Source organism: Profundibacterium mesophilum KAUST100406-0324, from assembly GCF_009835145.1.
GTDB classification, from domain to species: Bacteria; Pseudomonadota; Alphaproteobacteria; order Rhodobacterales; family Rhodobacteraceae; genus Profundibacterium; species Profundibacterium mesophilum.
In genome coordinates this window covers 36,504-60,206 of sequence record NZ_APKE01000019.1, presented here as the reverse complement: position 1 = coordinate 60,206, position 23,703 = coordinate 36,504, and the positions used below count along the sequence as shown (strand labels likewise).

20 protein-coding genes are annotated in these 23,703 nt (G+C 66.2%); 7 read left to right on the top strand and 13 right to left on the bottom strand.

All coding sequences use genetic code 11. The features are described from left to right. Nucleotides 1-11: 11 nt before the first annotated feature. The 4 genes from PMES_RS08040 to PMES_RS08025 form a co-directional block, all read right to left on the bottom strand. Nucleotides 12-602 (bottom strand): DUF1190 domain-containing protein, encoded by a 591-nt coding sequence (locus PMES_RS08040; protein ID WP_159965184.1) that lies wholly within the window; start codon nucleotides 600-602, stop codon nucleotides 12-14. A 60-nt stretch (nucleotides 603-662) separates the two neighbouring features. Further along, nucleotides 663-1,862, bottom strand: a complete 1,200-nt coding sequence (locus tag PMES_RS08035) for a glutathionylspermidine synthase family protein (protein ID WP_159965182.1) — start codon at nucleotides 1,860-1,862, stop codon at nucleotides 663-665. After that, the gene (locus tag PMES_RS08030; RefSeq protein ID WP_159965180.1) at nucleotides 1,862-3,334 is read right to left on the bottom strand and encodes an alanine/glycine:cation symporter family protein; all 1,473 of its coding nucleotides are present in this window, start codon (nucleotides 3,332-3,334) and stop codon (nucleotides 1,862-1,864) included. The genes PMES_RS08035 and PMES_RS08030 overlap by 1 nt, the downstream gene beginning before the upstream one ends. Nucleotides 3,335-3,489: 155 nt before the next feature. Beyond that, nucleotides 3,490-5,145, bottom strand: coding sequence for a coiled-coil domain-containing protein (locus PMES_RS08025; RefSeq protein ID WP_159965178.1), 1,656 nt, complete (start codon nucleotides 5,143-5,145; stop codon nucleotides 3,490-3,492). Nucleotides 5,146-5,289: 144 nt separating this feature from the next. Between PMES_RS08025 and PMES_RS08020 the strand changes: the two genes are divergently transcribed. The 4 genes from PMES_RS08020 to PMES_RS08005 are packed head-to-tail and all read left to right on the top strand — an operon-like array spanning nucleotide 5,290 to nucleotide 8,660. Continuing rightward, nucleotides 5,290-6,273 (top strand): glycosyltransferase family 2 protein, encoded by a 984-nt coding sequence (locus tag PMES_RS08020; protein WP_159965176.1) that lies wholly within the window; start codon nucleotides 5,290-5,292, stop codon nucleotides 6,271-6,273. Beyond that, nucleotides 6,270-7,346, top strand: coding sequence for an acyl-CoA dehydrogenase family protein (locus tag PMES_RS08015; RefSeq protein ID WP_159965174.1), 1,077 nt, complete (start codon nucleotides 6,270-6,272; stop codon nucleotides 7,344-7,346). Before PMES_RS08020 ends, PMES_RS08015 begins: the two co-directional genes overlap by 4 nt. Then, nucleotides 7,343-8,074 carry a PIG-L deacetylase family protein gene (locus tag PMES_RS08010; RefSeq protein WP_159965173.1) on the top strand — a complete coding sequence of 244 codons (732 nt, stop codon included), beginning with the start codon at nucleotides 7,343-7,345 and terminating at the stop codon, nucleotides 8,072-8,074. Before PMES_RS08015 ends, PMES_RS08010 begins: the two co-directional genes overlap by 4 nt. Then, complete coding sequence (locus PMES_RS08005; RefSeq protein WP_159965171.1) at nucleotides 8,061-8,660, top strand: SAM-dependent methyltransferase; 600 nt, start codon at nucleotides 8,061-8,063, stop codon at nucleotides 8,658-8,660. Before PMES_RS08010 ends, PMES_RS08005 begins: the two co-directional genes overlap by 14 nt. A gap of 6 nt (nucleotides 8,661-8,666) precedes the next feature. On the opposite strand, the gene PMES_RS08000 is transcribed toward PMES_RS08005, so the two are convergent. Next, nucleotides 8,667-9,308: a GntR family transcriptional regulator gene (locus PMES_RS08000; protein WP_159965169.1), complete on the bottom strand. Its 642-nt coding sequence runs from the start codon at nucleotides 9,306-9,308 to the stop codon at nucleotides 8,667-8,669. Nucleotides 9,309-9,572: 264 nt separating this feature from the next. Here PMES_RS08000 and PMES_RS07995 point away from each other — a divergent pair, with 264 nt between their 5' ends. From PMES_RS07995 to PMES_RS07985, 3 genes are all read left to right on the top strand, one after another. Continuing rightward, on the top strand, nucleotides 9,573-10,862 hold the full coding sequence (locus PMES_RS07995) for a lytic murein transglycosylase (RefSeq protein WP_159965167.1): 1,290 nt from the start codon (nucleotides 9,573-9,575) through the stop codon (nucleotides 10,860-10,862). Nucleotides 10,863-10,949: 87 nt separating this feature from the next. Then, nucleotides 10,950-11,750: an alpha/beta fold hydrolase gene (locus PMES_RS07990; RefSeq protein ID WP_159965166.1), complete on the top strand. Its 801-nt coding sequence runs from the start codon at nucleotides 10,950-10,952 to the stop codon at nucleotides 11,748-11,750. Continuing rightward, nucleotides 11,737-13,089: a sensor histidine kinase gene (locus PMES_RS07985; RefSeq protein WP_159965164.1), complete on the top strand. Its 1,353-nt coding sequence runs from the start codon at nucleotides 11,737-11,739 to the stop codon at nucleotides 13,087-13,089. Before PMES_RS07990 ends, PMES_RS07985 begins: the two co-directional genes overlap by 14 nt. 310 nt (nucleotides 13,090-13,399) lie before the next feature. Here PMES_RS07985 and PMES_RS07980 read toward each other — a convergent pair whose 3' ends face one another. From PMES_RS07980 to treZ, 8 genes are all read right to left on the bottom strand, one after another. Next, complete coding sequence (locus tag PMES_RS07980; protein ID WP_438943231.1) at nucleotides 13,400-14,323, bottom strand: branched-chain amino acid ABC transporter permease; 924 nt, start codon at nucleotides 14,321-14,323, stop codon at nucleotides 13,400-13,402. A gap of 65 nt (nucleotides 14,324-14,388) precedes the next feature. Further along, entirely contained in the window at nucleotides 14,389-15,279 is an 891-nt protein-coding gene (locus PMES_RS07975; RefSeq protein ID WP_159965161.1) for a branched-chain amino acid ABC transporter permease, read from the bottom strand. Further along, nucleotides 15,279-15,983, bottom strand: coding sequence for an ABC transporter ATP-binding protein (locus PMES_RS07970; RefSeq protein WP_159965159.1), 705 nt, complete (start codon nucleotides 15,981-15,983; stop codon nucleotides 15,279-15,281). Before PMES_RS07970 ends, PMES_RS07975 begins: the two co-directional genes overlap by 1 nt. Then, complete coding sequence (locus PMES_RS07965; RefSeq protein ID WP_438943229.1) at nucleotides 15,980-16,759, bottom strand: ABC transporter ATP-binding protein; 780 nt, start codon at nucleotides 16,757-16,759, stop codon at nucleotides 15,980-15,982. Before PMES_RS07965 ends, PMES_RS07970 begins: the two co-directional genes overlap by 4 nt. Before the next feature lie 14 nt (nucleotides 16,760-16,773). Beyond that, entirely contained in the window at nucleotides 16,774-17,970 is a 1,197-nt protein-coding gene (locus PMES_RS07960; RefSeq protein ID WP_438943230.1) for an ABC transporter substrate-binding protein, read from the bottom strand. A 272-nt stretch (nucleotides 17,971-18,242) separates the two neighbouring features. Beyond that, the gene (locus PMES_RS07955) at nucleotides 18,243-19,154 is read right to left on the bottom strand and encodes a LysR family transcriptional regulator (protein ID WP_159965154.1); all 912 of its coding nucleotides are present in this window, start codon (nucleotides 19,152-19,154) and stop codon (nucleotides 18,243-18,245) included. Between the two features lie 259 nt (nucleotides 19,155-19,413). Continuing rightward, the gene (gene treY, locus PMES_RS07950; protein ID WP_236549743.1) at nucleotides 19,414-21,732 is read right to left on the bottom strand and encodes a malto-oligosyltrehalose synthase; all 2,319 of its coding nucleotides are present in this window, start codon (nucleotides 21,730-21,732) and stop codon (nucleotides 19,414-19,416) included. After that, nucleotides 21,729-23,546, bottom strand: coding sequence for a malto-oligosyltrehalose trehalohydrolase (gene treZ, locus PMES_RS07945; RefSeq protein ID WP_159965152.1), 1,818 nt, complete (start codon nucleotides 23,544-23,546; stop codon nucleotides 21,729-21,731). The genes treY and treZ overlap by 4 nt, the downstream gene beginning before the upstream one ends. Nucleotides 23,547-23,703: the final 157 nt, after the last annotated feature.

Sequence of the window (23,703 nt, the reverse complement as noted above, 5' to 3'; positions counted from 1 at the left end):
GCTCCCCTGTCTCATCCGCCGAAGCTGCGGCTGCCGCTAGAGGTGCGCGCGGCCCCGAACCCGCCCGAGCGGGACACGGTCGCCCGGCTCATCGGCCGGGCGTTGATGGTCGAGCTTGCCCGCGTCAGCGAGGCGGGGCTGAGCCGTGTCGACCCGCTCGCGCGTGCGAAGCGCGTGGTCCCGCCGGCGGTCGCGAACCCGCCGCCTTTCGCGGCATAGAGCGGCTTGGCGCGTTTGCCGCTCAGGGCGTTTCCGATCATGTAGCCGGCCATCAATGGCAGGAATATCGATCCGAACCCGCCGCCCTGGCTGAACTGGTCCTCCTGGCACATGCCCTCGCCATGCTGCTCCTCGCAGACCTCGAGAGCATCATAGCGCGGGGCCGCTTCGGCATGTTCGGCGCGGGCCTGCGCGAAACCCTCCTCGCAATCCTCCGGCGTCCACCAGCTTCCGCCCTCCTGGCCCTGCGCCTCGCATTGCGCTTCGCTCTCGAAGAGCTGCGCCTCGACGGTATCGTCCTCGCAGGCGGCCAGCGTGAGGGCACTGAACCCCAGCAGAACGGTGCAGGCCGTCTTCGATCTCTTCTTCGTGCGAACGCTCATCGCGGGCTCCTCGTCTGGTGGCGTTGCGTGCATCCTTCACAAGTATGCACCGTGCCCGGCTCAGTCCAATATGCAATGCGGCTTGAAGCGGCTCAAATCCTGCGTGATCCGGGCCTGGTCCTCGCGGATACCGAGCCCGACGCATTCGCGGCCGACCACCCAAGCGCCGAGAACGGGATGGAAGCCGTCGAAGACCGGGAGCGGATGCAGCGCCTGGACGATCCTGGGATGCGCGTCGTAGCTTCGATCGGCGGCCCGTTCGGTGATCTCGCCATTCTCGCGGATCTCGATCGAGGCACCCTCGCGCGAGAAGACCGGCTTGCGCACATGGGCGCGGTCCAGCTGGGCGAAGGCACGATCCAGAGCCGCACCGCCCGCATCCATGTCCGCCTCGAAGAATGCCGGCAGCAGGTTGGGATGCCCCTCGAACATCTCCCACAGGACCGCGAGAAGGCCCTTGTTCGACACGATCGCCTTCCAGGGTGGCTCGAGGATGAGGCAGCCGGAGCCCGCGATCGCATCGGCGAACTCATCGCGCAGCATGTCCTCCCAGGGGTAGAGCTTGAAGAGGGCGCCGATCACCCGGCTCTCCCCATCCGTGAACTGCCCGCGATCGGACAGGCCGATCTCCTCCAGCTTGGTATATTGGGGCACCATCCCGCCCTCGCGCGCGGCCCAGCCCATGGCTTCGGCGGTGGCGTAATCCTCGAGATTGTCCTCTCCGCCCACCGAGGCGAAATGGACATCCGTGCCGGCGGCGAAAATCTCCGCGAACCGGCCTGCGAGGCGTTCATGTATCGCGTTGAACTGGTCGGCGCCCTCCGGCAGCACGCCGGCGGCAATCTGATCCTCGAGCCAGCTCCACTGGAAACTGCCGGCCTCGAAGAGGGAGGTCGGGGTGTCGGCATTGTATTCCAGCAATTTGGCGGGGCCGGTGCCGTCATAGGCAAGATCGAACCGGCCATAGAGTTCGGGATCGCCGGCTGCCAGGCTTCCGGCCACGAGGTCGCGATGCGCCTCGGGGATGCAGAGCCGTTCCATCAACTCCTGCGAAGCCGCGACCTTCTCGGCGGCCGCGCGGCACATCTCGTGCAGCTCGGTGCAGGGATCCTCGATATCCTCCTCGATCTGCGCGAGCGTGAAGGCATAGGCGCTGGTTTCGTCCCAGTAGGGCGCATCGTGCATCTCGTGAAAGTGGAACCCGGCATCGCGTGCCTTTTCGCGCCAGTCGGGACGGGCCATGCCCTCCATGCGGCGCATCAGATCACCACCTTGCCGCCCGGACCGGCCGCGCCCTGCGCCGCCTGCGTCACGGTCTCGCGGGGCCAGGCCGCCGGATCGATATCGAGATCGCCATAGCTCGCGGGATCGAGCACCGGCTCCTCGACCCCTGCCGCGAGCTGCTGCCGGTAATCGCGCAGAAGACGCATCCCGACCGGAAAGAGCATCGTCACCGCAAGAAGGTTGACGATCGCAAGCAGCCCCATGAGCGGATCCGAGAAGAAGAAGACCGAGGTTGCCCCGGGCGCCGCCGCGCCGAGAAAGACCACGAGGGGGATCGCCAGGCGCAGCACGAGCCGGGCCGGAGGCGTGTCAGACAGAACCGTCAGCGCCGTCTCGCCCAGGTAGTAGTTGTAGATGATCGAGCTGAAGGCGAAGAGCAGCACCGCGCCGGTCAGGAAATACTGCGCCCAGGCCCCCAGATGCGAGGCGAGCGACTGCTGCGTCAGGGCGACGCCGTCGACCCCTTCCGCGCCGGGCACGTAGACATCGCCCAGCAGGATCACGAGCGCCGTGCACGAGCAGATGATGATCGTGTCGATGAAGACCGACAGCGATTGCACGATACCCTGCGTTACCGGATGGGGCACCTTGGCGACGGCCGCCACGTTCGGCGCCGATCCCAGCCCGGCCTCGTTCGAGAAGAGACCCCGCCGCATCCCTTGCGCCACCGCGGCACCGATGCCGCCGCCAACGGCCTCCTCGAAGCCGAGCGCGTTCGCGACGATGGTCCACAGGACACCGGGCACCGCGTCGAGATTGAGCACGATCACGATCAGCGCCAGACCGATATAACCGAAAGCCATGACGGGTATGATCACGTCGGACACGCGCGCGATCCGCTTGATCCCGCCGAAGACGATGAGTGCCGTGAGCACCGCGAGACCCGCACCCACCAAGATCGGGTCAAGACCGAGGCTATCCTGCGCCGCGACGGCGACGGTGTTGCCCTGGAACGCGCTGAAGCCGAGACCGAAGGCCGCGATCAGGCAGATCGCGTAGAGGACCGCCAGCCAACCGAAGTTCTGGCCCAGGCCGTGCAGGATGTATTGCGCGGGACCTCCGCGATAGGTCCCATCGGGCTCGGCACGCTTGTAAAGCTGTGCGAGCGCGCATTCGAACAGGCTCGTGGCCATGCCGATAAGGGCGATGACCCACATCCAGAAGACCGCACCGGGCCCGCCGAGGGTGATTGCCACGGCCACGCCGGCGATATTGCCGCCGCCGACACGGCCCCCGATCGAGACGAGCAGCGCCTCGCGGGAGCTGACACCGCCATCCCTGGGCGACTGACCGGGAAAGAGGACACCCCACATCCGGCCGAAATAACGAATTTGAACGAAGCCGGAGACCAGTGTGAACGTGACGCCGAGCACCACGAGGAACGGGATCAACGCCCACCCCCAGGTCGCATCGCTCAGAAGACCGAAAAGGCCCTGGATTTGCTGCATCGGTGAAAGCTCCTCACGCGGAAAACCAATTGACACTCCGTGTCATGGGATGTCGCGCAGATCACGCCGGCATGCAATGCCCCGCCGGCAGCGCAGCGGGGCACGGGCCCTTGCGCGCCGATGCGGGACCGGGAGAACCCCGGTCCCGTAAAAGGTCACTCGGAACGCTCGAAGTTGCGCCCTGCAAAGATCCGGCACGAGCGATCGCTCTGCTCGGAGATGGCAAAGCCCTCCGGGCTCGCCACAAGCGTGCAGGTCATCGGGAACTTGACGCGGCGCACGTCGCCGGTGGCTTCCTCGAAGGTCAGCGTGTCGCCCTCGACCGTGTAGCGCCCCTCGATGTTCTGCAGCCTCTTGCTGCCATCCATGCGGAAGTTGCCATCGGCACCGAAGGCGGCGGTGACTGGACCCACGCGGTAGACACCCGGCGCGATGCCGGTGGCCTCGGGGCTCGCGGCGGCATCGTCCTGCATGCCGCCCTCTTGCGCGGGTGCCGGCTGCGCAGGGGTCTGCTGGGTGGGGGCCTGCTGCGCGGGGGCCGGTTGCGTAGCGTCGTCGCCCTGCGTGCCTGCGGCCGGTGCAGTGGCGCGATTGGACGCATCATCGCCCGCCGCGTTCTGGTCCGCGTTCTGCGGCTCGGAGCCGGGCTCTGTGGCAGTGGCCGGAGCCTCGCCCTGCGCATTCGTGGCCCCGGCGCCTTGCTCGGCGCCTTCCTTGTCGGCGCCGGCATCGGCCGGTCGCACGGGTGCCGCATCCTGACGGGTTGCGGTGTCACCGGACGCGTCTTCCTGCGCGGGCGCCGCGTTCTGGCCGGTCTCGGCGTCACCGGAGGTGCCGCCTTGCGCGGGTGCCGAGGCTGCGGGCTTCGCTTCATCGTTCGCAGGCTGGGAGAGGTTGGCCGCGCCGTTGCCGCGCTGCTCGCCTGCGGCGGCCTGAAGCCCGCGCAGCTGTTCCTGGGCCTCGGCGATGCGCGTCTCGATCGCGGCCAGGTCATCGGCGCGCGCGGCGAGGTTCTCGGCCAGCTTGGTCACTTCCTGTTGCAGGACCTCGCGCTGCTCACGGGCCGCCGTGACATCGGTCACGAGCTGCTCGCGCTCTTCCGAAAGGGCTGCGACATCTTCGGCGAGACGGGTCTTGCGCTCGTCCAGCATGTTCACATCGCTGCGGATCTGCGCCATCTGCTGCTCGAGTCCGGCGCTCTCGTCGCGCAACGTGCCAAGCCGGTTCTCCGATTGCGAAACCTGCTCGCTGAGCGTGGCGGCCTCCGCGCTCAACGTCGCGATGAGGGTACGCAGCTCTGCTTCCTGGTCACGTGCATCATTCACCCGCGCGCCGACCTCGGCCAGCTCCTGCTCGGCCGCATCGGCCGCCTCGGTGGCAGTGGCGCGGCGGGTCTCGAAATCCGAAAGCTCGGCACGCAGGGGCTCGATCTCGGCCATGAGGGCCTCGCGCTCGGCTTCTCGCGCGCTCAACTCGGCATCGAGAAGCTGGTTGCGCTCCTCGAGCTCGGCAAGACGGCTCGCCTCGGGCTCAATCTGCTGCGACAGCGCCGTGCGCTCGGTCTCGAGCGTGGCGCGCTCGGCGTCGAGCTCCACGATCTGCGCCTGCAGCGTATCGATCGCTCCGACGGCCTCGGTCTGCTCCGCAAGCTGCGTCTCGACCAGAACAAGCTTCTGGTTGGTTGCTTCCAACTCGTCGCGGGTCGATGCCCCGGACGTGACCATCCAGCCAAGTATCAGCCACCCGAGGGCGGCAACCACGACCGCAATCCAGAATTTCGCGGCACTTGGCCGTTTGGCAGTGTCATCCATCACGTAGATCTCCCCTATAGACCGCGCCCTGCGGCCGTCTCCTACCAGTCTGCAACGGAACGCGCCGAGCTGAGGTTCCCCCGCACGCGGAACGAAAGCCCTCCGGCGCGGTTATGAGCAAGGAGACAGGGGGGGGGATGCGCCATGACCGATATCGCGATCGCCATTCCGGCGACCAACGAGGAAGACCTGATCGGTGCGGCCCTTCGCTCCATCGCGGTCGCGGCTCGGCAATGCTCCGGCCACGTCGGGGTTCTCGTGCTCGCCAATAACTGTACGGATGGAACGGCGCGTCTCACGGCGCGGCATGGCGGCGAAGGCGCCTTCACGCTCAAGGTTGTCGAGACCACGCTCCCGCCGGAGCGCCGGGATGCGGGCCGCGCGCGGCGCATGGCGATGCAGGCGGCCTGCCAAGCCTGGCCCGATGCCGGCCTGCTCTTCACGACCGACGCGGATTCGGAGCTTTCGCCGATGACGCTCGCGGCCATCGAACGCGCCGCGCGCCACGGGGCCGCGGTGATCTGCGGGCGGATCGAGACGTCCCTGCCTGCCGCGATGCTGGCCACCCCGTCGATCCGCAGGATCAACGAGATCGAGGGCCAATACAGACCCTTGGTGCATGAGATGCGGCACGCGCTGGACATCCGCGGCGCGTTGCAGCTCTCCGGCCCCTGCCCCCATTACATCGAGTCGGGCGCCTGCATGGGCCTGACACGCGATCTGCACGAGCGGCTGGGAGGGCTTCCGGACATCCGCGCCGGCGAGGATCGCCAGCTGGTGCGCGAGGCCGAACGGATCGGTGCCACGGTGCGCTACTCGACACAGGCCCTCGCCCGTGTCTCGCCGCGCATCGCCGGGCGCGCGCCGGGCGGCATGGCCGAGGCCCTGCGTGGCCGGCTCTCCGATCCCGACCCCCAGGCCGATCCCCTGCTGCGCAGCGCCGCCGATCTCGCCGCCGACTGGAGCGCCGCGCAGACGCTCGGGCCGAGCCTGCGTCCGCCGCTCCTGAACGCCGATCCTCCCTTGCGGGCAAGCGATCTCGAACGCGACCTCCCGGCCCTGCGCACGCTCGTCGAGACGGCGATACGCCCCTTGACCGGGCGTGTGGGCCGCCGCGCGGTCGCATGATCAAGGAAAGCTGCGACGCAGTTGCCGCCCTTGCCGGACCCGAACGCGCCGATCTCGACATGGTCGCAATGGTCGAGGCCATGCGGCGCGGCGGCCTGCTCGGCGCCTGCGCTCCGGGTGCCGATGGCGCAAGCGGACTTGCCCATTATCCTGCCGATCCCGCGCAGTTGCACGAGGCGCTCGTTTGCATCGGCGAGGCCGACCTTTCGGCGGGGCGGATCTTCGAGGGCCATGTCAACGCCGTCAAGCTGGTCGACATGATGGGCCGCGGAGAAACCCGTGCCGATTTGCTGGAGGCCGCGCGGCACGGCGCCCTCTTCGGTGTCTGGGGGGCCGAGGGACCGGCGCCGGTCCGGATCAAGGATGGCAGGCTTGCCGGCGAGAAGCTTTTCGCCTCGGGCGCGAATGTCATCGATCACGCGGTGATCACCGCGAAGGGTCCGGACGGGCAGATACAGCTCGTGATCCTGCCGAAGGACCGGCTCGAGGGCCGTCTCTTTCCCGAGGAATGGCACATGTCGGGGATGCAGGCGACGGCCTCGGGGCGCTGCGATCTGAACGGGATCGCGCTTCGCGGCGAGGATTTTCTCGGGGCGCCGGGTCAATACCTGTGCGAGCCGCATTTCCAGGGAGGGGTCTGGAGATATGCCGCGGTGCAAGCCGGCGCGATGCGGGCCATGACACGCAGCTGCGCGGCGCAGCTGGACGCGCGCGGGCAGCTTGAGGATCCGGTGCAGATCGAACGCCTGCGGCAGATGACGGTGGCCTGCGAGACCTGCCTGATGTGGACCTTGCGTGCCGCGCGCGCGGTCGAGGCCCCCGATACGGCGCCGGTCGCCGCCGCGACCTCGATCATGGCCAGGTTGCAGACCGCCCGGGAGGCGACCGGCCTGATCGCGATGATGGACGATGCGCTCGGCGCGGCCTCCTTCGCCATAAGTCACCCCGTCGAGCGCCGGCGCCGCGATCTGCAGGTCTACCTGCGACAGGCCGGCCCGGATGCCATGGGCCGGCGCGCGATGCGGATGCTTCTCGATGATCCGCAGGCCGCCGGGGATTGGGCCTTGGCATGAGCCCCTTTCTCGAACGGGCAGCAACCGCGCCGCAGCTAGCGGTCGTCGATCTGCTGAAAGGATGGAAGTCGCTTGCCGTGATCGCGCCGCATCCCGACGACGAAACGCTCGGCTGCGGTGCGCTTCTGCATGGCGCCCTGGAAATGGGCATCCCATGCCGTGTGATCTGCATGACGGATGGATCGGCATCCCACCCCAACTCACGAAGTCACGATCGCGACAGCCTCGCGGCCCTGCGGCAACGCGAGCTTCGCGCCGCTCTCGCCTGCCTGACGCCGCCGGGCGCGGCGCCGATCGAACTGATCGCGCCGCCCTGGCCTGACTGCGGCATGCCGCAAAGAGGGGAGCCGGCCTTCGAGGCGGGCACCGCCTGGCTGTCCGGGCAGGTGCCGCAAAATGCTTTCGTCCTGTGCAGCTGGGGCAAGGATCCGCATGTCGATCATGACCGAAGCGCGACCATCGCGGCGGCGGCGGCGTGCGGACGGCCCGACATCGCTTTGTGGCATTACCCGGTCTGGGGCCGCTTCGGCCCCGCGCCGGCCGAGGATACGCGGATGCATCTTCTCGTGGCGGACGATGCCGCGCGCGCGGCCAAGCGGCGGGCGCTTGCCTGCCACGCCAGCCAGATGAGCGGTCTGATCCCGGATGATCCGGGCGGGTTCGTGATGCATCGCGATCATCAGGCCCATTTCCTCGATCACCCGGAGATCGTCATTGCCCCTGCCTGAAACGCTCGCCCACCTGGAACACCTCTATGCGGCCGAGGCCGACCCCTGGGGCCATCTGACGCGGCCCTACGAAGCGGAGAAATACGCCGCGACGCTCGCCGCGATCGGGCCCGGCTCCTTTACCTCGATCCTCGAGATCGGCTGCGGCATCGGGGTTCTCAGCGCACGGCTCGCGCCCCTGACCGGCAGGCTCGTCTCCCTCGATTGTGTTCCCGCAGCCCTCGAAAAGGCCAAGGCACGGCTCGGGGAGCAGGAGCATGTGCAGTTCATCTGCGGACCCGCGCCTTCCGCCATTCCGCCGGGCTACGGACGCGAAATCCCCCAACCGCAGGTCGTCCTCCTGTCGGAGGTGCTGTATTTCATGACGCCGGAGGAGATCGGTGAACTCGGTGCCTGGATCATGCGGAACGCGGCCCCCGCCGCGCGCGTCGTTCTCGTCAACTGGCAAGGCCCGACCGGCGAGGCGCTCGGCGGGGCGCAGGCGGCCGCTCTCATGCGGGATGCCCTGCCCCGTTGGCATTCGGATGTAGAAAGGCGCGAGGGCTACGATCTGGAGCAGCTCCACGCGCCGGCGCGTGAGGCCTGAACGGGCCTACTCCGCCGCGGTCGACAGCATCTGCCGCTCGACGACACCCGCGACCGTGCGCAGGAAAACCGCCCGGTCCGAGGTCGACACCGCCTTGGCGATCCGCTCCATGTTGTCCTTGAAGCCCTGCCAGGAGAATTCCGGCGTCGCGCGCATGTCCTGCACACGCCAGCGCAGCACGCGCCAATGCGCGGCGGTCAGGGCACTGCTCAGGATGTCGTCATCAGCCGAGAGCGCCATGGCGGAGACGATCTGCTTGGAGTAGCGGATATAGCTTTCGGGTGTATGCTCGGACTGTTCGATCACGAGATTGGCCAGTCCGATCAGTTCGACCTTGATCCAGTCGGGAAGCGGATCTCCCTCCGAACAAGCGGCGGCGGCGGAGGCCAGCTGGTTGTACACGGCGAAGGCGTGGGCGCGGCGCTTGGGATCGAGACGCTTGGCAATCGTCCCGATACCCGGCCGCGTCTCGACCATCTTGTCGAAGGCGAGACGTTGCAGGATCTGCCGGATCGGGGTGCGGGAAATGCCGAACTCCTCGGCGAGGACCGGCTCGCGCAGGACGAAGGGATCATCGATAGGGGCAAGGCATATACGTTCGCGAATGGTGTCCGCTATCTCGTGATACCCGCTCTCATTGCCCGTCATGCTCGAAACTCCAAAGAACCGTTTTACACGCGCGCGGCCAACTGGCCCGCACTACACAGGTATACTTATGATAACGGATTTACACAATAGTAAGTTGTGCGGCCCGAGGCAAATGACCGGACCCCGCGTCGCCTTCGCGTTCGAGCTGGTACATGCTCCGGAACCCGAGCCTTCGCGGTATGCATGGCCCTTCATGATGTGTTGTCAGCCCTTCTCGAAGCGCGATAAGCCTTGATCCCGAGAGCAAGCAGAAGGCCGCCAGACATGCCAGACGATTCCGAATCCGTGATCCGCGCACGCATCGCGGCTCGCCGCCGCGAACCCGGCCGGCGCGCCGTCTTGCTGGGGGGCGGCAGCCTCCTTCTGGCGGGATGCGCTGCACCGGTTGCGCGCGGCGTGGTCGATGCCGCGCCCGATCCGGTGGAGCGCGCGGTTCCGAATGCCGGGTTCGACATCTACATGCGCGAGCTTGGCGCCAAGGCGCGCGCGCAAGGCATCTCGGCCGATGTGGCGAGCCGCGCGGTCGCGATGGCCGGGTATCTGCCCGGCGTCATCGAGAAGGACGGGAACCAGTCCGAGTTCTCGCGCTCGCTCGAGGATTACATCGCCCTCGCCGCATCCGAAAAACGGGTCGAGGCCGGGCGCGCGGCGATGGCCCGCAATGCGCGCACTCTCGCGGCTATCGAAGCGAAATACGGCGTTCCGGCCGAGATCGTGGCGGCCATCTGGGGCGTGGAAAGCCGGTTCGGCGCCCGGCGCGGGACGATCCCCGTCGTCTCGGCGACCGCGACGCTGGCCTATGACGGGCGGCGGCGCGCCTTCTTCGAAAAGCAGTTCATCGCCGCCCTGCGTATCGTCCAGAACGGTGACATCGCGCTCGAGCGCATGACCGGAAGCTGGGCGGGCGCGATGGGCCATACGCAATTCATCCCGACATCCTACGAGGCTTTCGCGGTCGATTTCACCAATGACGGCCGGCGCGACATCTGGTCCGAGGATCCGGCGGATGCCCTTGCCTCGACCGCCGCCTACCTGGCGAAATCGGGTTGGCGGACCGGCCTGCCATGGGCCATCGAAGTGTCCATTCCCGCGGGGTTCGACATGGCGCGCACGGGACGCGGCGCGCCGCGCAGCAGTGCCCAATGGGCCGCTGCGGGCCTGCGTCCGGCGGCGGGCGGCACGTTGCCCGATCTGGGACAGGCCAGCCTGATCGCGCCCGCCGGCCCGAACGCACCGGCCTTCCTTGCCAGCCGGAACTTCACCGCGATCACCCGCTACAACAATTCCGAAAGCTATGTCATCGGCGTGGGTCACCTGTCGGACCGGCTGCGCGGCGCGGGGCCACTGCGGATTGCCTTTCCCCCGGATGCCAACGGGCTGCGCCTGTCGGACCGGCAGAGCCTTCAGGAAAGGTTGAGCGCGCGGGGCTTCGACACCGGCGGCACCGATGGCGTGATCGGTCCGCAATCGCGTGCGGCGATCGCCGCCTACCAACGCAGCCGGGGCCTGCCTCCGACCGGAAACCCGTCGCTCGGGCTGCTTGCCGGGCTCTGAGCTGACCTCTGATGTCAGGATTATGGTAACACCCTTGCCGTTATGCTTCCGGCAAGGGCGCCATCCTTGCGCGTCCGCAGGAGGACGATGTCTGTTATCACGAGAAACAATGTCAGCGAGTTCGGGCATGGGCCCGCGATCATGCTCGCCCATGGATTCGGCTGCGACAAGACCATGTGGCAGCATATCCTGCCGGATCTTGCCCGCGATCACCGAGTGGTCAGCTACGACCTGACCGGTTTCGGAGCCTCCGATCTGGACGCTTACGACTTCGAGCGTCATGGCAGCCTCGATGGTCATGTCAGGGACCTGATCGAGATCATGGACACGCTCCATATCGATCAGGCAACGCTCGTCGGGCATTCGATCAGTGCCAGCATGGTGATGCTCGCCGCCGAACGGCTCGGACCCCGAGCGAGCGGCGTGGTCATGGTTTCTCCTTCGCCACGCTTCATCGACGATCCCGCCACGGGATATGAGGGTGGGTTCAGCATGGAAGACATCGACGGCCTCCTCGTCTTCATGGAGGAAAACCACCTGGGCTGGTCCATGCAGATGGCCCCGACGATCGCCGGTCAATCTCCCGAAGCTCCGGAGGCGGTCAAACTGACACAGAGCTTCTGTCAGACCGATCCGCGGATTGCGCGCCATTTCGGCCGCCTCACCTTCCATTCGGATCAACGGGAGGCGCTTTCGCGCTCCACCTGCCCCTCCCTGATCCTGCATTGTCTCCACGACACGCTCGTGCCACAGAGCGTGGCCGACTGGATGCAGCGGAACGTGCCTCAAAGCGAGGTCGCCTTTCTCGACGTCTCGGGGCATTGCCCGCACATGACGGCGCCGGACAAGACCATCAACGCGATCCGAGGCTTCCTTGACCGGCGCTGAGCGGCACGGGGGGTGCGGCCCGCTCTCCGGCGCATTCGCGGCGGAACTCCTGGAAGATGCCCCCTGCGGCATCGCTGTCAGTGACCCCGCCGGCCGCCTGACTTATGTCAACGCAACACTGTCGGCTTGGACGGGACGCCATGCCGCCGAGATCGAGACCATTGGCGGATTGTTCACCAAGGCCGGGCAGATCTTCTACGACACTCATATGGAGCCGATGCTGCTGCTGCAGGGATACGTGCGCGAGATTTCCTGTCACCTGCGCGGTCCGAATGGCCCCTGCCCCGTCGTCGTGAGCGCGGTCGCGCGCCATGACGAAGCAGGGGCGATCGTTCGGTGCGACTACACGCTGTTCGATGCGCGCGAGCGTCACGGCTATGAAAGCGCCCTGCGTCATGCGCAGCGGGAAGCAGAGGATCTCGCCGCTATCGTGCGGAATGCCTCCAACGCAATCTTGCGTGTCGGCGAGGATGGCCATGTGCTCAGCTGGAACAGGGGGGCCTGCACCCTTTTCGAAGAGGATGAGAAGAGCGGTATCGGAAAGCGGATCGAGGACCTCGTGGCCCTTCAGGACCGCTCAAGCTGGCATGCGGAAGGGCGCCTGCAACTTTCCAAGGGGCCTCAGGAGGAACTGCTCTTCGAAGCGCGCGATCAGCACGAGACCGACCTGGAGATCTCTCTAACGCTGGCGATGAGCGAACCGGGAAGCGGTACCGCGCGCGACACCGTCGTCACCTTGCGTGACATATCCGAGCGCAAGAACGTCGAGCGCCATCTGATCGACCTCGCACGGGAGATGAACAGCCGGGTCAGCACCATGCTCGACATGGTCACCGGCATCGCGCGCCAATCTCTGCCTCCGGAAATTGCCGGCGAATTCATCAGCCGGATCAGCGTTCTGGCACGGACACATGACATGTTGTCCAGCAATCGCTGGACGCGGGTCGACCTTCATTCGATCCTGAACTTTGCGCTCTCCGAGGCGGGTGGCCCGGAGCGGTTCCGTTTCAGCGGTCCGGCGGTCAGCGTCTCGCCCCAGCAGGCGACCTGCCTTTCGGTCGCGCTGAACGAACTCGTCTCGAACGCCTTGCAGCACGGCGCGCTCAGCCGGCCGTCGGGTCGAGTGGATATCGAGTATGACCTCGCGACCGGCGAGCACCTGTGCATCCGCTGGTCCGAAAGGGGCGGGCCGGTGGTCGTTGCGCCCACGCGTGCCGGTTTTGGCGCCCGCATGCTGGAGACCGTGCTTGCGCGCGATTGCGATGCAAAGGTCGATTTCGACTTCCAGCCCGAAGGTTTCCGTTGTCGGATGAGGCTGCCTCTCGAATCGGGCATCTGATCCATCGGGCCGCGCGGATCCCCCTCACCGCCTCCTTCACGACCATCGAGGGGTGCGCGTTCGGGTTGCCTTACGCGAGCGACGTCATGATCGATGCATCGACAATCCGCGGGCTGTTCAACCTGCGGAAACGAAGCTGCTTTACGAGTATTCGATCCGCTGTGCCGTCCATCCGGCATGTATGGACGGGGCCCTTCCCGGCTCGCGCTTGCTTGGCGCGGCCTGCTGTGACCGGCCGCCTGACAGCATGACGCAGCCGGCGCTGCTTGCGCCGACCGCGAAATATTCCGTATTCGTCCGTCTCTACCGATCAGGGTTCCGGATCGAAGCCGAGCCGGCGTCCGAGGCGCGACCGGTAGAACTCACCCACGAGGCCCCGGCGGAAGACCAGCACGCAGATCATGAACACGGCACCGATCACGATGGTCACCGGAACATCCGATGTCGCGAGGTAGTTCTGCAAGGTCACGACAAGCGCGGCGCCCACGATCGGTCCGATCAGGGTTCCGATACCGCCCAGAAGCGTCATCAGGATGACCTCGCCTGACATCTGCCAGGCAACGTCCGTCAAGGTCGCGAACTGGAAGACGAGCGATTTCGTCGCCCCCGCCAGACCCGCGAGAGCGGCGGACATCACGAAGGCCCCCAGCTTGTAGCGGTTCACCGCGTAGCCGAGGGAGATGGTGCGCTGCTCGTTTTCACGGATCGACTTGAGGATCATGCCGAAGGGCGAATTGACGAAACGCCAGATAATTCCCATCCCGATCAGGAAGATCGCCAGAACGAAGAAATACATGGTCTCCGTATTGTTCAGGTCGATGAACCCGAAGAGCTTGCCGCGCGGCACCGACTGGATGCCGTCCTCGCCATGGGTCCAGCTCGACTGCACGGCATAGAAGAAGAACATCTGGCTCAGGGCCAGCGTGATCATCGCGAAATAGATCCCCTGCCGCCGGATCGCGATGAGACCCATCACGAGACCAAGCGCCGCGGCGCCCAGCACCCCGAGCGCGATGCCCATCTCGGGCGACCAGCCCCATTCCTTCACGGCATTGGCGGTGAAATAGGCGCCGCCCCCGAAGAAGGCCGCATGCCCGAAGGACAGGAAGCCGGTGTACCCGAGCAGCAGGTTGAACGCCGCCGCGAAGAGCGCGAAGCACAGCACGTTCATCACGAAGATCGGGTAGAGCATGAACGGCGCGATCAGGAGGGCGACGAGGAGGGCCAGCAGCATGACGATGCGCACGCCCCGTCCGCGGCGTCCGGGCGCGTTATCCATGGTTTGCGAAGCGTCACTCATCAGACGTCCTTTCCGAACAGTCCCGCGGGCCGCAGCACCAGGACGATCGCCATGATGACGAAGATCACGATGTTGGAGGCTTCGGGATAGAAGACCTTGGTCAGCCCCTCGGCGATGCCGAGCAGGTAGCCCGTGACGATCGCCCCGAGGATCGATCCCATGCCGCCCACGACGACCACCGCGAAGACGATGATGATCAGGTTGCTGCCCATGAGCGGCGAGACCTGGTAGATCGGTGCCGCGAGCACCCCCGCGAACCCGGCAAGCCCGGCCCCGAGCGCGTAGGTCAGCGTCAGCAGAAGCGGCACGTTGACGCCGAAACTCTGCACCAGGATCGGATCCTCGGTGGCGGCCCTCAAGTAGGAGCCGAGCTTCGTCTTCTCGATCAGCAGCCAGACGGCCATGCAGACGATGAAGGACGCGACGATGACCCAGCCGCGATAGATCGGCAGGTACATGAACCCGAGGTTGACCCCCCCGGAGAGGAGAGAGGGCTGCGGATAGGGTTGCCCCGACGCACCGAAGAAGTAGCGGAACGTCCCCTCGATCACGAGCGCGAGCCCGAAGGTGAAGAGCAGACCGTAGAGCGGATCGAGACCGTAGAGCCGCGAAAGCATCGAGCGTTCGACCAGGGCTCCGGTCAGGCCGACGACCAGCGGTGCCAGAAGCAGGGCGGGCCAGTAGCCGAGGCCGAGATAGACGGAGAGCAGAAGCGCCGCGAAGGCACCCAGCATGTAGAGCGCACCATGGGCGAAGTTGATCACCCTGAGCAGGCCGAAGATCACCGCGAGACCGAGGCTCAGCAGCGCGTAGAAGGATCCGTTGATCAGGCCGATCAGCAATTGTCCGAGGAAGGCCTGGATCGGGATGCCGAAGATGGCGAAGGACATCAGACCCCCAGTTCTTTGTTCAGCATGGCCATGTTGGCCTGCAAGTCTGCCACCGGGAAACCGGCGGTGATGCGGCCGTGATCCATCAGGTAGAACCTGTCGGCAACACGGCTGGCGAAGCGGAAGTTCTGCTCGACGAGAACCACGGTCATGCCGCGTTTCTTCAGCTCGCGCAGGATGTCCCCGATCGCCTCGATGATGACCGGCGCAAGCCCCTCGGTCGGCTCGTCGAGCAGAAGGCAACGCGCGCCTGTCCGAAGGATGCGCGCCATGGCCAGCATCTGCTGCTCGCCGCCTGACAGCTTGGTGCCCGCGCTCGAGCGCCGTTCCTTGAGGTTGGGGAACAGCGTGTAGATCTCCTCGACGCTCATCCCGCCCTTGGCGGTGACGGGCGGCAGCATCAGGTTCTCCTCGACCGTCAGGGTCGCGAAGATGCCGCGCTCCTCGGGCACGAAACCCAGGCCGGAGCGCGCGACGTGATGCAGAGGCATCTTCATCAGGTCCTGCCCCGCGAAGGTCGCGGTGCCGCTGCGCTTGCGCAAGATGCCCATGATGGTGCGCAGGGTGGTCGTCTTGCCCATCCCGTTGCGCCCCAGAAGGCAGATCGTCTCACCCTCGTTCACATGCAGATCAACACCATGCAGCACATGGCTCTCGTCATACCAGGCTTCGAGCCCGGCCACGTTCAACAGCGGCTCGCTCATGCCTCGCTCCCCATGTAGGCGCTGCGCACTTCGGGGTCGTTCGACACCGTGGCATAATCTCCGCTCGCGAGGATCTCGCCGCGCTGGAGCACCGTCACCTTGTGGCACAGGTCCGCCACGACCGACAGGTTATGCTCGACCATGAGGACGGCCCGGCTGCGGGCGACCTCGCGGATGATCCCGGCAACCATCTGCACGTCCTCGAGACCCATTCCGGCCATCGGCTCGTCGAGCAGGAGCACTTCGGGATCGAGCGCCAGCGTGGTCGCGATCTCCAGCACACGCTTCCGGCCATAGCTGAGATCCGCGGCGCGGCTGTTGCGGTAGCCCGACAGGCCCAGCTCCGAGATCAACTCGTCGGCCCGCGCGTCCAGCCGCTCGAGCGCGGAGAGCGGACGCCAGAACTGCGTCGCCAGCTTGTTGGGACGCTGCAGCGCCACGCGCACGTTTTCCAGCACCGTAAGGTGGGGGAAGACGGCGGAGATCTGGAAGGAGCGGACCAGCCCCATTCGCGCCACGCGGTCAGGCTTGTATCGCGTGATGTCCTGCCCCAGCAGCGTGATCTTGCCACGCGTGGGCATCAGGAACTTCGTCAGAAGGTTGAAGACGGTCGTCTTGCCGGCCCCGTTCGGACCGATCAAGGCATGAATGCGCGCATGTTCGACATCGAGATCGACATCGTTCACGGCGGTGAACCCCGAGAAGTCCTTGCCAAGGCCGCGGGCGGACAACACCACCCGCGGCTCAGGAGTCTCGGTGACCCTTTCAGCGGTCACGGAAGCCATCGAACTCAGTTCGAGACCAGCGAGCAGCCGCTATCGGCTTCGGAGATGAAGGCTTCCTCGCCCGGGATGGTCGCAAGGACGTTGTAGTAGTCGAAGGGGCCTTCGCTCTCCTCGGGCGACTTCACTTCCATCAGATAGACATCGGTATAGAGCCGGCCGTTCTTGCCGACGCTGGCGCCGTTGGCGAAGAGATCGTCAACCGGCATCTCGTGCATCTTGGCGGAAACCTCTTCCGTCGCATCGGTGCCGGCGGCCTCGATCGCCTTGAGATACTGCGTCACGGCCGAATAGGTCGCCGCATGGACCATGTTCGGCATCGAACCGGTGCGCTCCATGAACCGCTCGCCGAAGGCGCGGGTCTCATCGGTGCGATCCCAGTAGAAGCTTTCGGTCAGCGACAGGCCCTGAGCGGCCTCGAGCCCGAGACCGTGCACCTCGGACAGGGTGAAGAGCAGCGCGGCGAGACGCTGTCCCGACTGCACGATGCCGAACTCGGCGGCCTGCTTGATCGCGTTCTGGGTGTCCTGACCGGCATTGGCCAGGCCGATCACGTCCGCGCCCGAAGCCTGCGCCTGCAGCAGGAAGGAGGAGTAGTCGTTCGTCGCCAGGGGGTGACGCACGGAACCGACGACCTCGCCGCCCTTGCTCTCGGCGAACTTGCCGGTCTGCTCTTCGAGCGAGTAGCCGAAGGCGTAGTCGGCCGTCAGGAAATACCACTTCTTGCCGCCCTGCTCGACTAGCGCGCCGCCTGTGCCGACAGCCAGCGCATGGGTGTCGTAAGCCCAGTGGAAGCCGTTGGGCACACATTGCGCGCCGGTCAGCTCGGTCGTGGCCGCGCCCGTGGTGACGGTGATCTTGTTCATGTCATCCGACAGGGCCTGAACGGCGAGGGCGACCGACGAGGTGGTCAGCTCCATGATCGCGTCGACCTGCTCGGTGTCATACCACTGGCGCGCGATGTTGGAGGCGATGTCGGCCTTGTTCTGGTGATCCGCGGTGACGACCTCGACGGGGGCACCGGAGACGTTTCCGCCGAAATCCTCGACGGCCATCTTCGCAGCTTCGTAGCTGCCCTTGCCGCCGAAATCGGCATAGACGCCGGATTGGTCGTTCAGGATGCCGATCTTCACGACATCATCGGAGATCTCGGCGACGGCGCTGGTGCCGGCTGCGATGGTCGCGAAGGCCGCGACTGTGGTCAGAAATCTGTTCACGTGTTCTCTCCCTATGTCAGGGAGTTCCCGGCTGGACCGCTCCGCCGCGACGCGTTCCGCGAAATTCGGAACGTTGCGTCAGCGGTGATCCGTCTCCCCCCGGAACCCCTCTTGCAATGTGATACCTGCAATCCTTTCCGGCGGGAATGCAACCGCATACTCGTGCCGGACCGCATGTTACCGCCCTCATCAGGGCATCCGGAAAGGAAAACGGGCCGGGAAATGACGTTGCGTCGGATCGAGCCCCATACCCGGCCGTATCAGGGGGAGGGCGCGATCGCGGCGAGGAGGCGCGGCGTCATGAAGTCGAGGAAAAGCCGCAGCTTGGGATCGGGATGCTGGCGGTGGGACTGCTGGAAGAACAGCGCGGTCGGCACGGGGGGCGTCTGCTCGGCCACGACCACAAGCTCGCCCGAACTTATATAGGGCGCGACCTCGAAGGCGGGCTTCAGCGTGATGCCGTGCCCCGCGAGGGCCCAGTCGGTAAGCACGTCCCCGTCATCGGATTCGAACCGCCCCTTCACGGCGAACCGGCGCGGCCCCGTCGATGTGCGCAGGTTCCAGTGGCATTCGGGACTGCCAGAGGAGCGCAAGGTAAGGCAGCTATGCGCGTCCTTTTCCAGATCGGCCCCCGTTCCGGGCATGCCCGCACGCGCGATGTAGGACGGGCTCGCGCATAGAAGGCGCGGACATTCGGCGATGCGCTTGATGCGCTGGCCGTCCTCCTCCGGATCGCCCAGCATGAAAGCGATATCGAGCCCTTCCGCCGCGAAATCCAGACGCCTGTCCGACAATCGCAGCCGCAACTCGATCAGGGGATACAGTTCGGAAAACTGCGGCACATGCGGCGCGATCAGCCGCCGACCCAGGCCGCTGGACGCGGCGACGTGCAGAATGCCGCGCGGGCTGGTCGTGACCTCGCTGATCGCCGCCTCGGCGGCCTCCACCGAGCCCAGGATCCGGCATGCCCCCTCGTAGAACAGGCGCCCCTGATCGGTCGCGCTGAGACTGCGGGTAGTCCGCTCGAACAGGCGCACACCGAGATGGGCTTCGAGCTGCGCCACGCGCGATGAGGCCACCGCCGGCGATATATGCTGATCGCGCGCCGCGGCAGACATGTTGCCCAGCTCATAGACACGCACGAAGGTTCTGACATTGTCTAAATAGGACATCTGCTCGTTTTTTTTTAAGATTCCTGAACGTTCTTAGAAATGGCATTCAAATGGGGCGTCATATAGGCTTGCTCCAAGCGCAAATGAGGGCGTTTGAAGACGACTGTCGGAAAACCATCCACGGCGGCATCGCCCCGCGGAACCGGTCTCCAGGGCGCGTCCGGGTCGAATGGTGCGTTCGGCATATGGGTACGCCTCCACCCGGATGAATCCCTGCGCGGCCGGACATGACGGACATATCCGGCCGCGCGGTGCAAGCTCACGGCATCGTCAGGCTGATCACGACTGGGCTTTCGGTGCCCTCCCGGCGCGGCCAGACACGGCCCTCGACGGGCGCTTGCGGCAGTGCCTTGCCGGTGGAGACGCAGACTTTCAGGGTCGTGCCCTCATGGGTCCGGGTGAAGCCCAGCAGGCCGGGTGCCGGCAGGAAGGGCGTGTAGGCCCCTTGCGCGAACAGCGCGGGATGCTCGCGCCGCAGCCGCAGCAGCGTGCGGGTCAGGGAGAGCTTCGTCCGATCGAAATCCGGCAGGGCGGAAGGATCGTCGAGCGCGGCCGCGAGGCGGTCGAAATCGATTGCCGCGCGGTTGTCGGGATCGGTCAGAAGGAAACTGCCGATCTCGCATCCCTGGTAGATATCGGGAATGCCCGGCACGGTGAGCTTGAGCGCCGTCTGCACCAGCGACAGGCGCTCGGCGATCTCCGTCAGGGGGGCGAGGCTTTGCGGCAGCTCGGTGAAATGCTCCGCCAGGGCCGCGCCATAGGCGCGCGCCGCGTCCTCCACCTCCGGATCGGGCGCGGTCCAGAACGTCACCCTTTTCGCTTCGCGCAGCGCCTTTTCCACGTGGCCAGAAAGACGCCGCTCGAGATCGGCGCGCGGATCCTCCGTCGCCGCGCTCGCGGGGTGCATCGCCAGCAGGGTCTGCGCCAGATACCACTTGAGATCGTCGCCGACGCCGGGCCCGGCCAATGCCGCGCAATCCTCATGAAAACGCTCGAATATCGCCGGAGCATGGGTGATCGCCGCGATCCGCAGGCGCGCATCCTCGCTGCGCTTGGTGTCATGCGACGAGGTCAGGGTCAGTCCCTGCGGCATGTCCTGCGCGCGCCGCTCCATGGCCTCGTGGAACCCCTCGGTGCCGAGCGTTGCGGCATCGGGCTCGCCGCCCACCTCGTTGGCCGACAAAAGCCGCGTGTCGCGATAGAAGGCGGTGTCTTCCTGGCTCTTGGCAATGGCGGCGCCAGTAACCTGCTGAAAACGCAGGCGCAGTTGCGCGTTGAGTTCACCATCATCCAGCAGTGCCTGCGCAAGGAAGGGGATCGCGCCGGGATCGGACGCGGCCTCGATCGCCGCGGCGGCGGTCTCCTCGATCAATGCCCTGTCCTCGTCATGCACCGTCTCGTCGGTCATGTAGGTCCGGTAGCGCGGGAATCCGGCGATGAAATCCACGATCGCCCGGCGGAGCATCTCCGGTCCGAACTCGGCGGCGACTGGATCATCTACCGCGATGCGCGAAAGCATCGAATGCAGACGCCACAGCTCGGCCGACAGGTCATGGGTGATGATCTGCCTCTTGGCAGTGTCGAGCACCTCGCGGAACTGGCGCTGCCGGCCCGTCCGGCTGCGGTAGAGCGCGTCGATATGCGTCAACCCGCGCGCATCCGTCAGCAGCCGTGCGAAGGCCCGCGCCGCGACATAGCCCGTCGTGCCGGCGACCGGCCAATCCGGCAGGCTCTCGGGACCGGTCAGGATCTTCTCGACCCAGACCGGAACATCGCCCAGCTTTCGGGTCAGCTTCTCCAGATAGGCCGAGGGATCGGCGAGCCCGTCGATATGGTCGATCCGCACCCCGTCCACGGTGCCGTCGGCCACCAGTTCGAAAAGAAGCGCATGGACATCGTCGAACACCTCGGGGGTTTCGACCTTCACACCGATCAGCCCGGTCACGTTGAAGAACCGCCGATGCGTGATCGCGTCGGTCTCGGTCTTCCAATGCGTCAGCCGCCAGGGTTGCGCGTCATGCAGCGCCGAGACTTTGTCGGCATCGCCGCCCCGTGCGGCCTCGAAGGCCGCCCCGCCGGCGACGGGCACACGCAGGTCTCCGCAAGTCAGGACCGGGCCGTCATCATCCTTGTCCACACCAAAGGCACCCTTTTCGAGAAGCTCCGCGAAGGGAGCCTCGAGCCAGGGCAACAGCAGTTTGGGCGCCGACCAGTCGATATCGAAATGCGCACCATACCGGCTCCTCTGGCCATGGCGCAGAACGTCGCGCAACCACGGCGTTGCGACCGAGAAGGCCATGTGGTTCGGAACGATGTCCAGGATCAAACCCATCCCCGCCTCGCGCAAGGCTTGCGACAGACGGGACAGGCCCGCGCGGCCGCCGATCGCGGGCTCGATCTCACCCGGATCGGTCACGTCATATCCATGGGTGGAGCCCGGCGTCGCGGTGAAGAGCGGCGCGGCGTAGAGATGGCTGATCCCGAGCTCGCGCAGGTAGGGAACGAGCGCTGCGGCACGGTCGAAATCCATCTCCTCGCGAAATTGCAGGCGGTAGCAGGCCGTTGGAAACTGGCTCACGAGGAGGCTCCGTTCATGTTGAGAGTGTAGAAGACGCCGAAGGGCGCTCCGGGTCGGTCGGCCGATCCCAGGATGGTCTGACCATCCGCACCGGGCAGCGAGACCGCGTCCTCGCCGAGATTGGCCCTGAGCGACAGCACGGCGCCGGCGAAATGCCAGTCCACCGCGAGACATCCCTTCGAGGCGGCGAGGACTTCGCCGCGAAACGCCGCGCCCTGCCCCGCCTGCTTGATCAGGGGAACGACATGCTCGGCGCGCAGCGTCAGAAGATGCGCGATCCGGCTGCGTGTCTGGCGCCCCGCCTCCGTCTGCGCGCGATCCCAATCGAGCTTGGATGCCTCGAACGTACTGCGTGCGATGGGATCGGGCACCGGCCGGGCGCCATGATCGCCGAAGCCGGCGAAACTGCTGAATTCCGCACGTCGACCTTTGGTGACCGCCTCAGCCAGATCGCCCTCGAACCCGGCGAAGAAAAGGAAAGGCGCCGTCTCGCCGTATTCCTCGCCCATGAACAGCATCGGAATATGTGGCGACAGCAGCAAGATGGCCTGTAGCGCGTCGAGCATGCGCGCATCGGCAAGGGTCGTCAGCCTGTCGCCGCAGGCGCGGTTGCCTGTCTGGTCGTGGTTCTGCAGGAAATCGATGAAGGCATCCGGCGGCAGATGACCCGAAGGTGCCCCCCGGCCCGGGCCCGTCTCACCTTGGTCCACTTCGCCCTGGAACGCGTAACCCTGGGCCAGAGCGCGGGCGAAGAGGGCAAGGGGATCCTTGGCGAAGCTGCCGTAATATCCTTCTGTCTCGCCGGTGGCGATGACATGGGCGGCATTGTGCATGTCGTCGTTCCACTCGGCGCTATGCAGCGGCACGGCCCCGTCGGGACCGCGTTCGTGGAGGAAGGTCACGTTGCGGTTGTCCTCGGTCGTCAGGTGGATGGGCCGGTTTGCATGCGCGCGCAACTCCTGTGCCATCTCGATCAGCAATTCGGGATCGGAGGGGTCCTTGATCTGGTCGATCGCGTCGAACCGCAGGCCGTCGAAGCCAAACGTGTCGATCCAGTAGCGCGCGTTGTCGATGAAGAAACGGCGAACCGGCTGACGGGTATAGTCGATGCCCGCGCCCCAGGGCGTCTGGCGGGCGGGATCGAAGAAGTCGGGCGCATAGCGGCCCAGGTGATTTCCCTCGGGGCCGAAGTGGTTGTAGACCACGTCAAGAAGAACGGACATGTTCAGATCATGGGCCCGGCGGATCAGGGCCCGCAGCTCGTCCGGCGTGCCGTAGGACGGATGCGGCGCATAGAGCAGCACGCCGTCATAACCCCAGCCCCGATCGCCCCCGAACTGCGCCAGCGGCAGCAACTCGATCGCCGTGATGCCGGTCGCCGCCAGTTCCTCGAGCTTCCCGGCCGCCGCGGTGAAAGTGCCTTGCGGTGTAAAGGTGCCGACATGCAGCTCGTAGAGCACCGTCTCCTCCCATGGGCGGCCGGTCCAGGTGCCCAGCTTGGCACGGTGCGGTGCGGTCAGCCGCGAGGGACCGTTCACGTCGTCGATCTGCCGGCGGGCGGCCGGATCGGGAACGGTGTCACCACCGGGCAGAACGAAGGAGTAGGCCAGACCCGCGCGCAATCCCGGCACAGTCGCCGTGAACCAGCCCTCCGGCGCCGGCGACATCTCGTGATCCTGTCCCTCGATCCGCAGGGACAGGTGCTCAAGGCCGGGCGCCCAGAGAGCAAAATCCGCGCTTCCATCCTCTCTCAGTTCGGCGCCCCAACGCGGCGCCTTGCGCCCCTCGTTGCGTCCCTCATCCTGTAGGGTCATGATCGTCCTCGTTGCTGTGGGAACCTGTTCGAGAAAGGGCGGGGCCCGCGATCCGTAACACCCGCATCCCCGCAAGCGTTCCCGTGACATGGCTTGCACCCTTCGCCGGCAGGGCTATAGCGATGGAGGTCACAGGGACATGAAACGGGGTATCCCG

Coding starts and splice junctions, on each gene's coding strand:
- PMES_RS08040 (WP_159965184.1), bottom strand. CDS start 602: ATGAGCGTTCGCACGAAGAAGAGATCGAAGACGGCCTGCACCGTTCTG.
- PMES_RS08035 (WP_159965182.1), bottom strand. CDS start 1,862: ATGCGCCGCATGGAGGGCATGGCCCGTCCCGACTGGCGCGAAAAGGCA.
- PMES_RS08030 (WP_159965180.1), bottom strand. CDS start 3,334: ATGCAGCAAATCCAGGGCCTTTTCGGTCTTCTGAGCGATGCGACCTGG.
- PMES_RS08025 (WP_159965178.1), bottom strand. CDS start 5,145: ATGGATGACACTGCCAAACGGCCAAGTGCCGCGAAATTCTGGATTGCG.
- PMES_RS08020 (WP_159965176.1), top strand. CDS start 5,290: ATGACCGATATCGCGATCGCCATTCCGGCGACCAACGAGGAAGACCTG.
- PMES_RS08015 (WP_159965174.1), top strand. CDS start 6,270: ATGATCAAGGAAAGCTGCGACGCAGTTGCCGCCCTTGCCGGACCCGAA.
- PMES_RS08010 (WP_159965173.1), top strand. CDS start 7,343: ATGAGCCCCTTTCTCGAACGGGCAGCAACCGCGCCGCAGCTAGCGGTC.
- PMES_RS08000 (WP_159965169.1), bottom strand. CDS start 9,308: ATGACGGGCAATGAGAGCGGGTATCACGAGATAGCGGACACCATTCGC.
- PMES_RS07995 (WP_159965167.1), top strand. CDS start 9,573: ATGCCAGACGATTCCGAATCCGTGATCCGCGCACGCATCGCGGCTCGC.
- PMES_RS07990 (WP_159965166.1), top strand. CDS start 10,950: ATGTCTGTTATCACGAGAAACAATGTCAGCGAGTTCGGGCATGGGCCC.
- PMES_RS07980 (WP_438943231.1), bottom strand. CDS start 14,323: ATGCTGCTGGCCCTCCTCGTCGCCCTCCTGATCGCGCCGTTCATGCTC.
- PMES_RS07975 (WP_159965161.1), bottom strand. CDS start 15,279: ATGTCCTTCGCCATCTTCGGCATCCCGATCCAGGCCTTCCTCGGACAA.
- PMES_RS07970 (WP_159965159.1), bottom strand. CDS start 15,983: ATGAGCGAGCCGCTGTTGAACGTGGCCGGGCTCGAAGCCTGGTATGAC.
- PMES_RS07955 (WP_159965154.1), bottom strand. CDS start 19,154: ATGTCCTATTTAGACAATGTCAGAACCTTCGTGCGTGTCTATGAGCTG.
- treZ (WP_159965152.1), bottom strand. CDS start 23,546: ATGACCCTACAGGATGAGGGACGCAACGAGGGGCGCAAGGCGCCGCGT.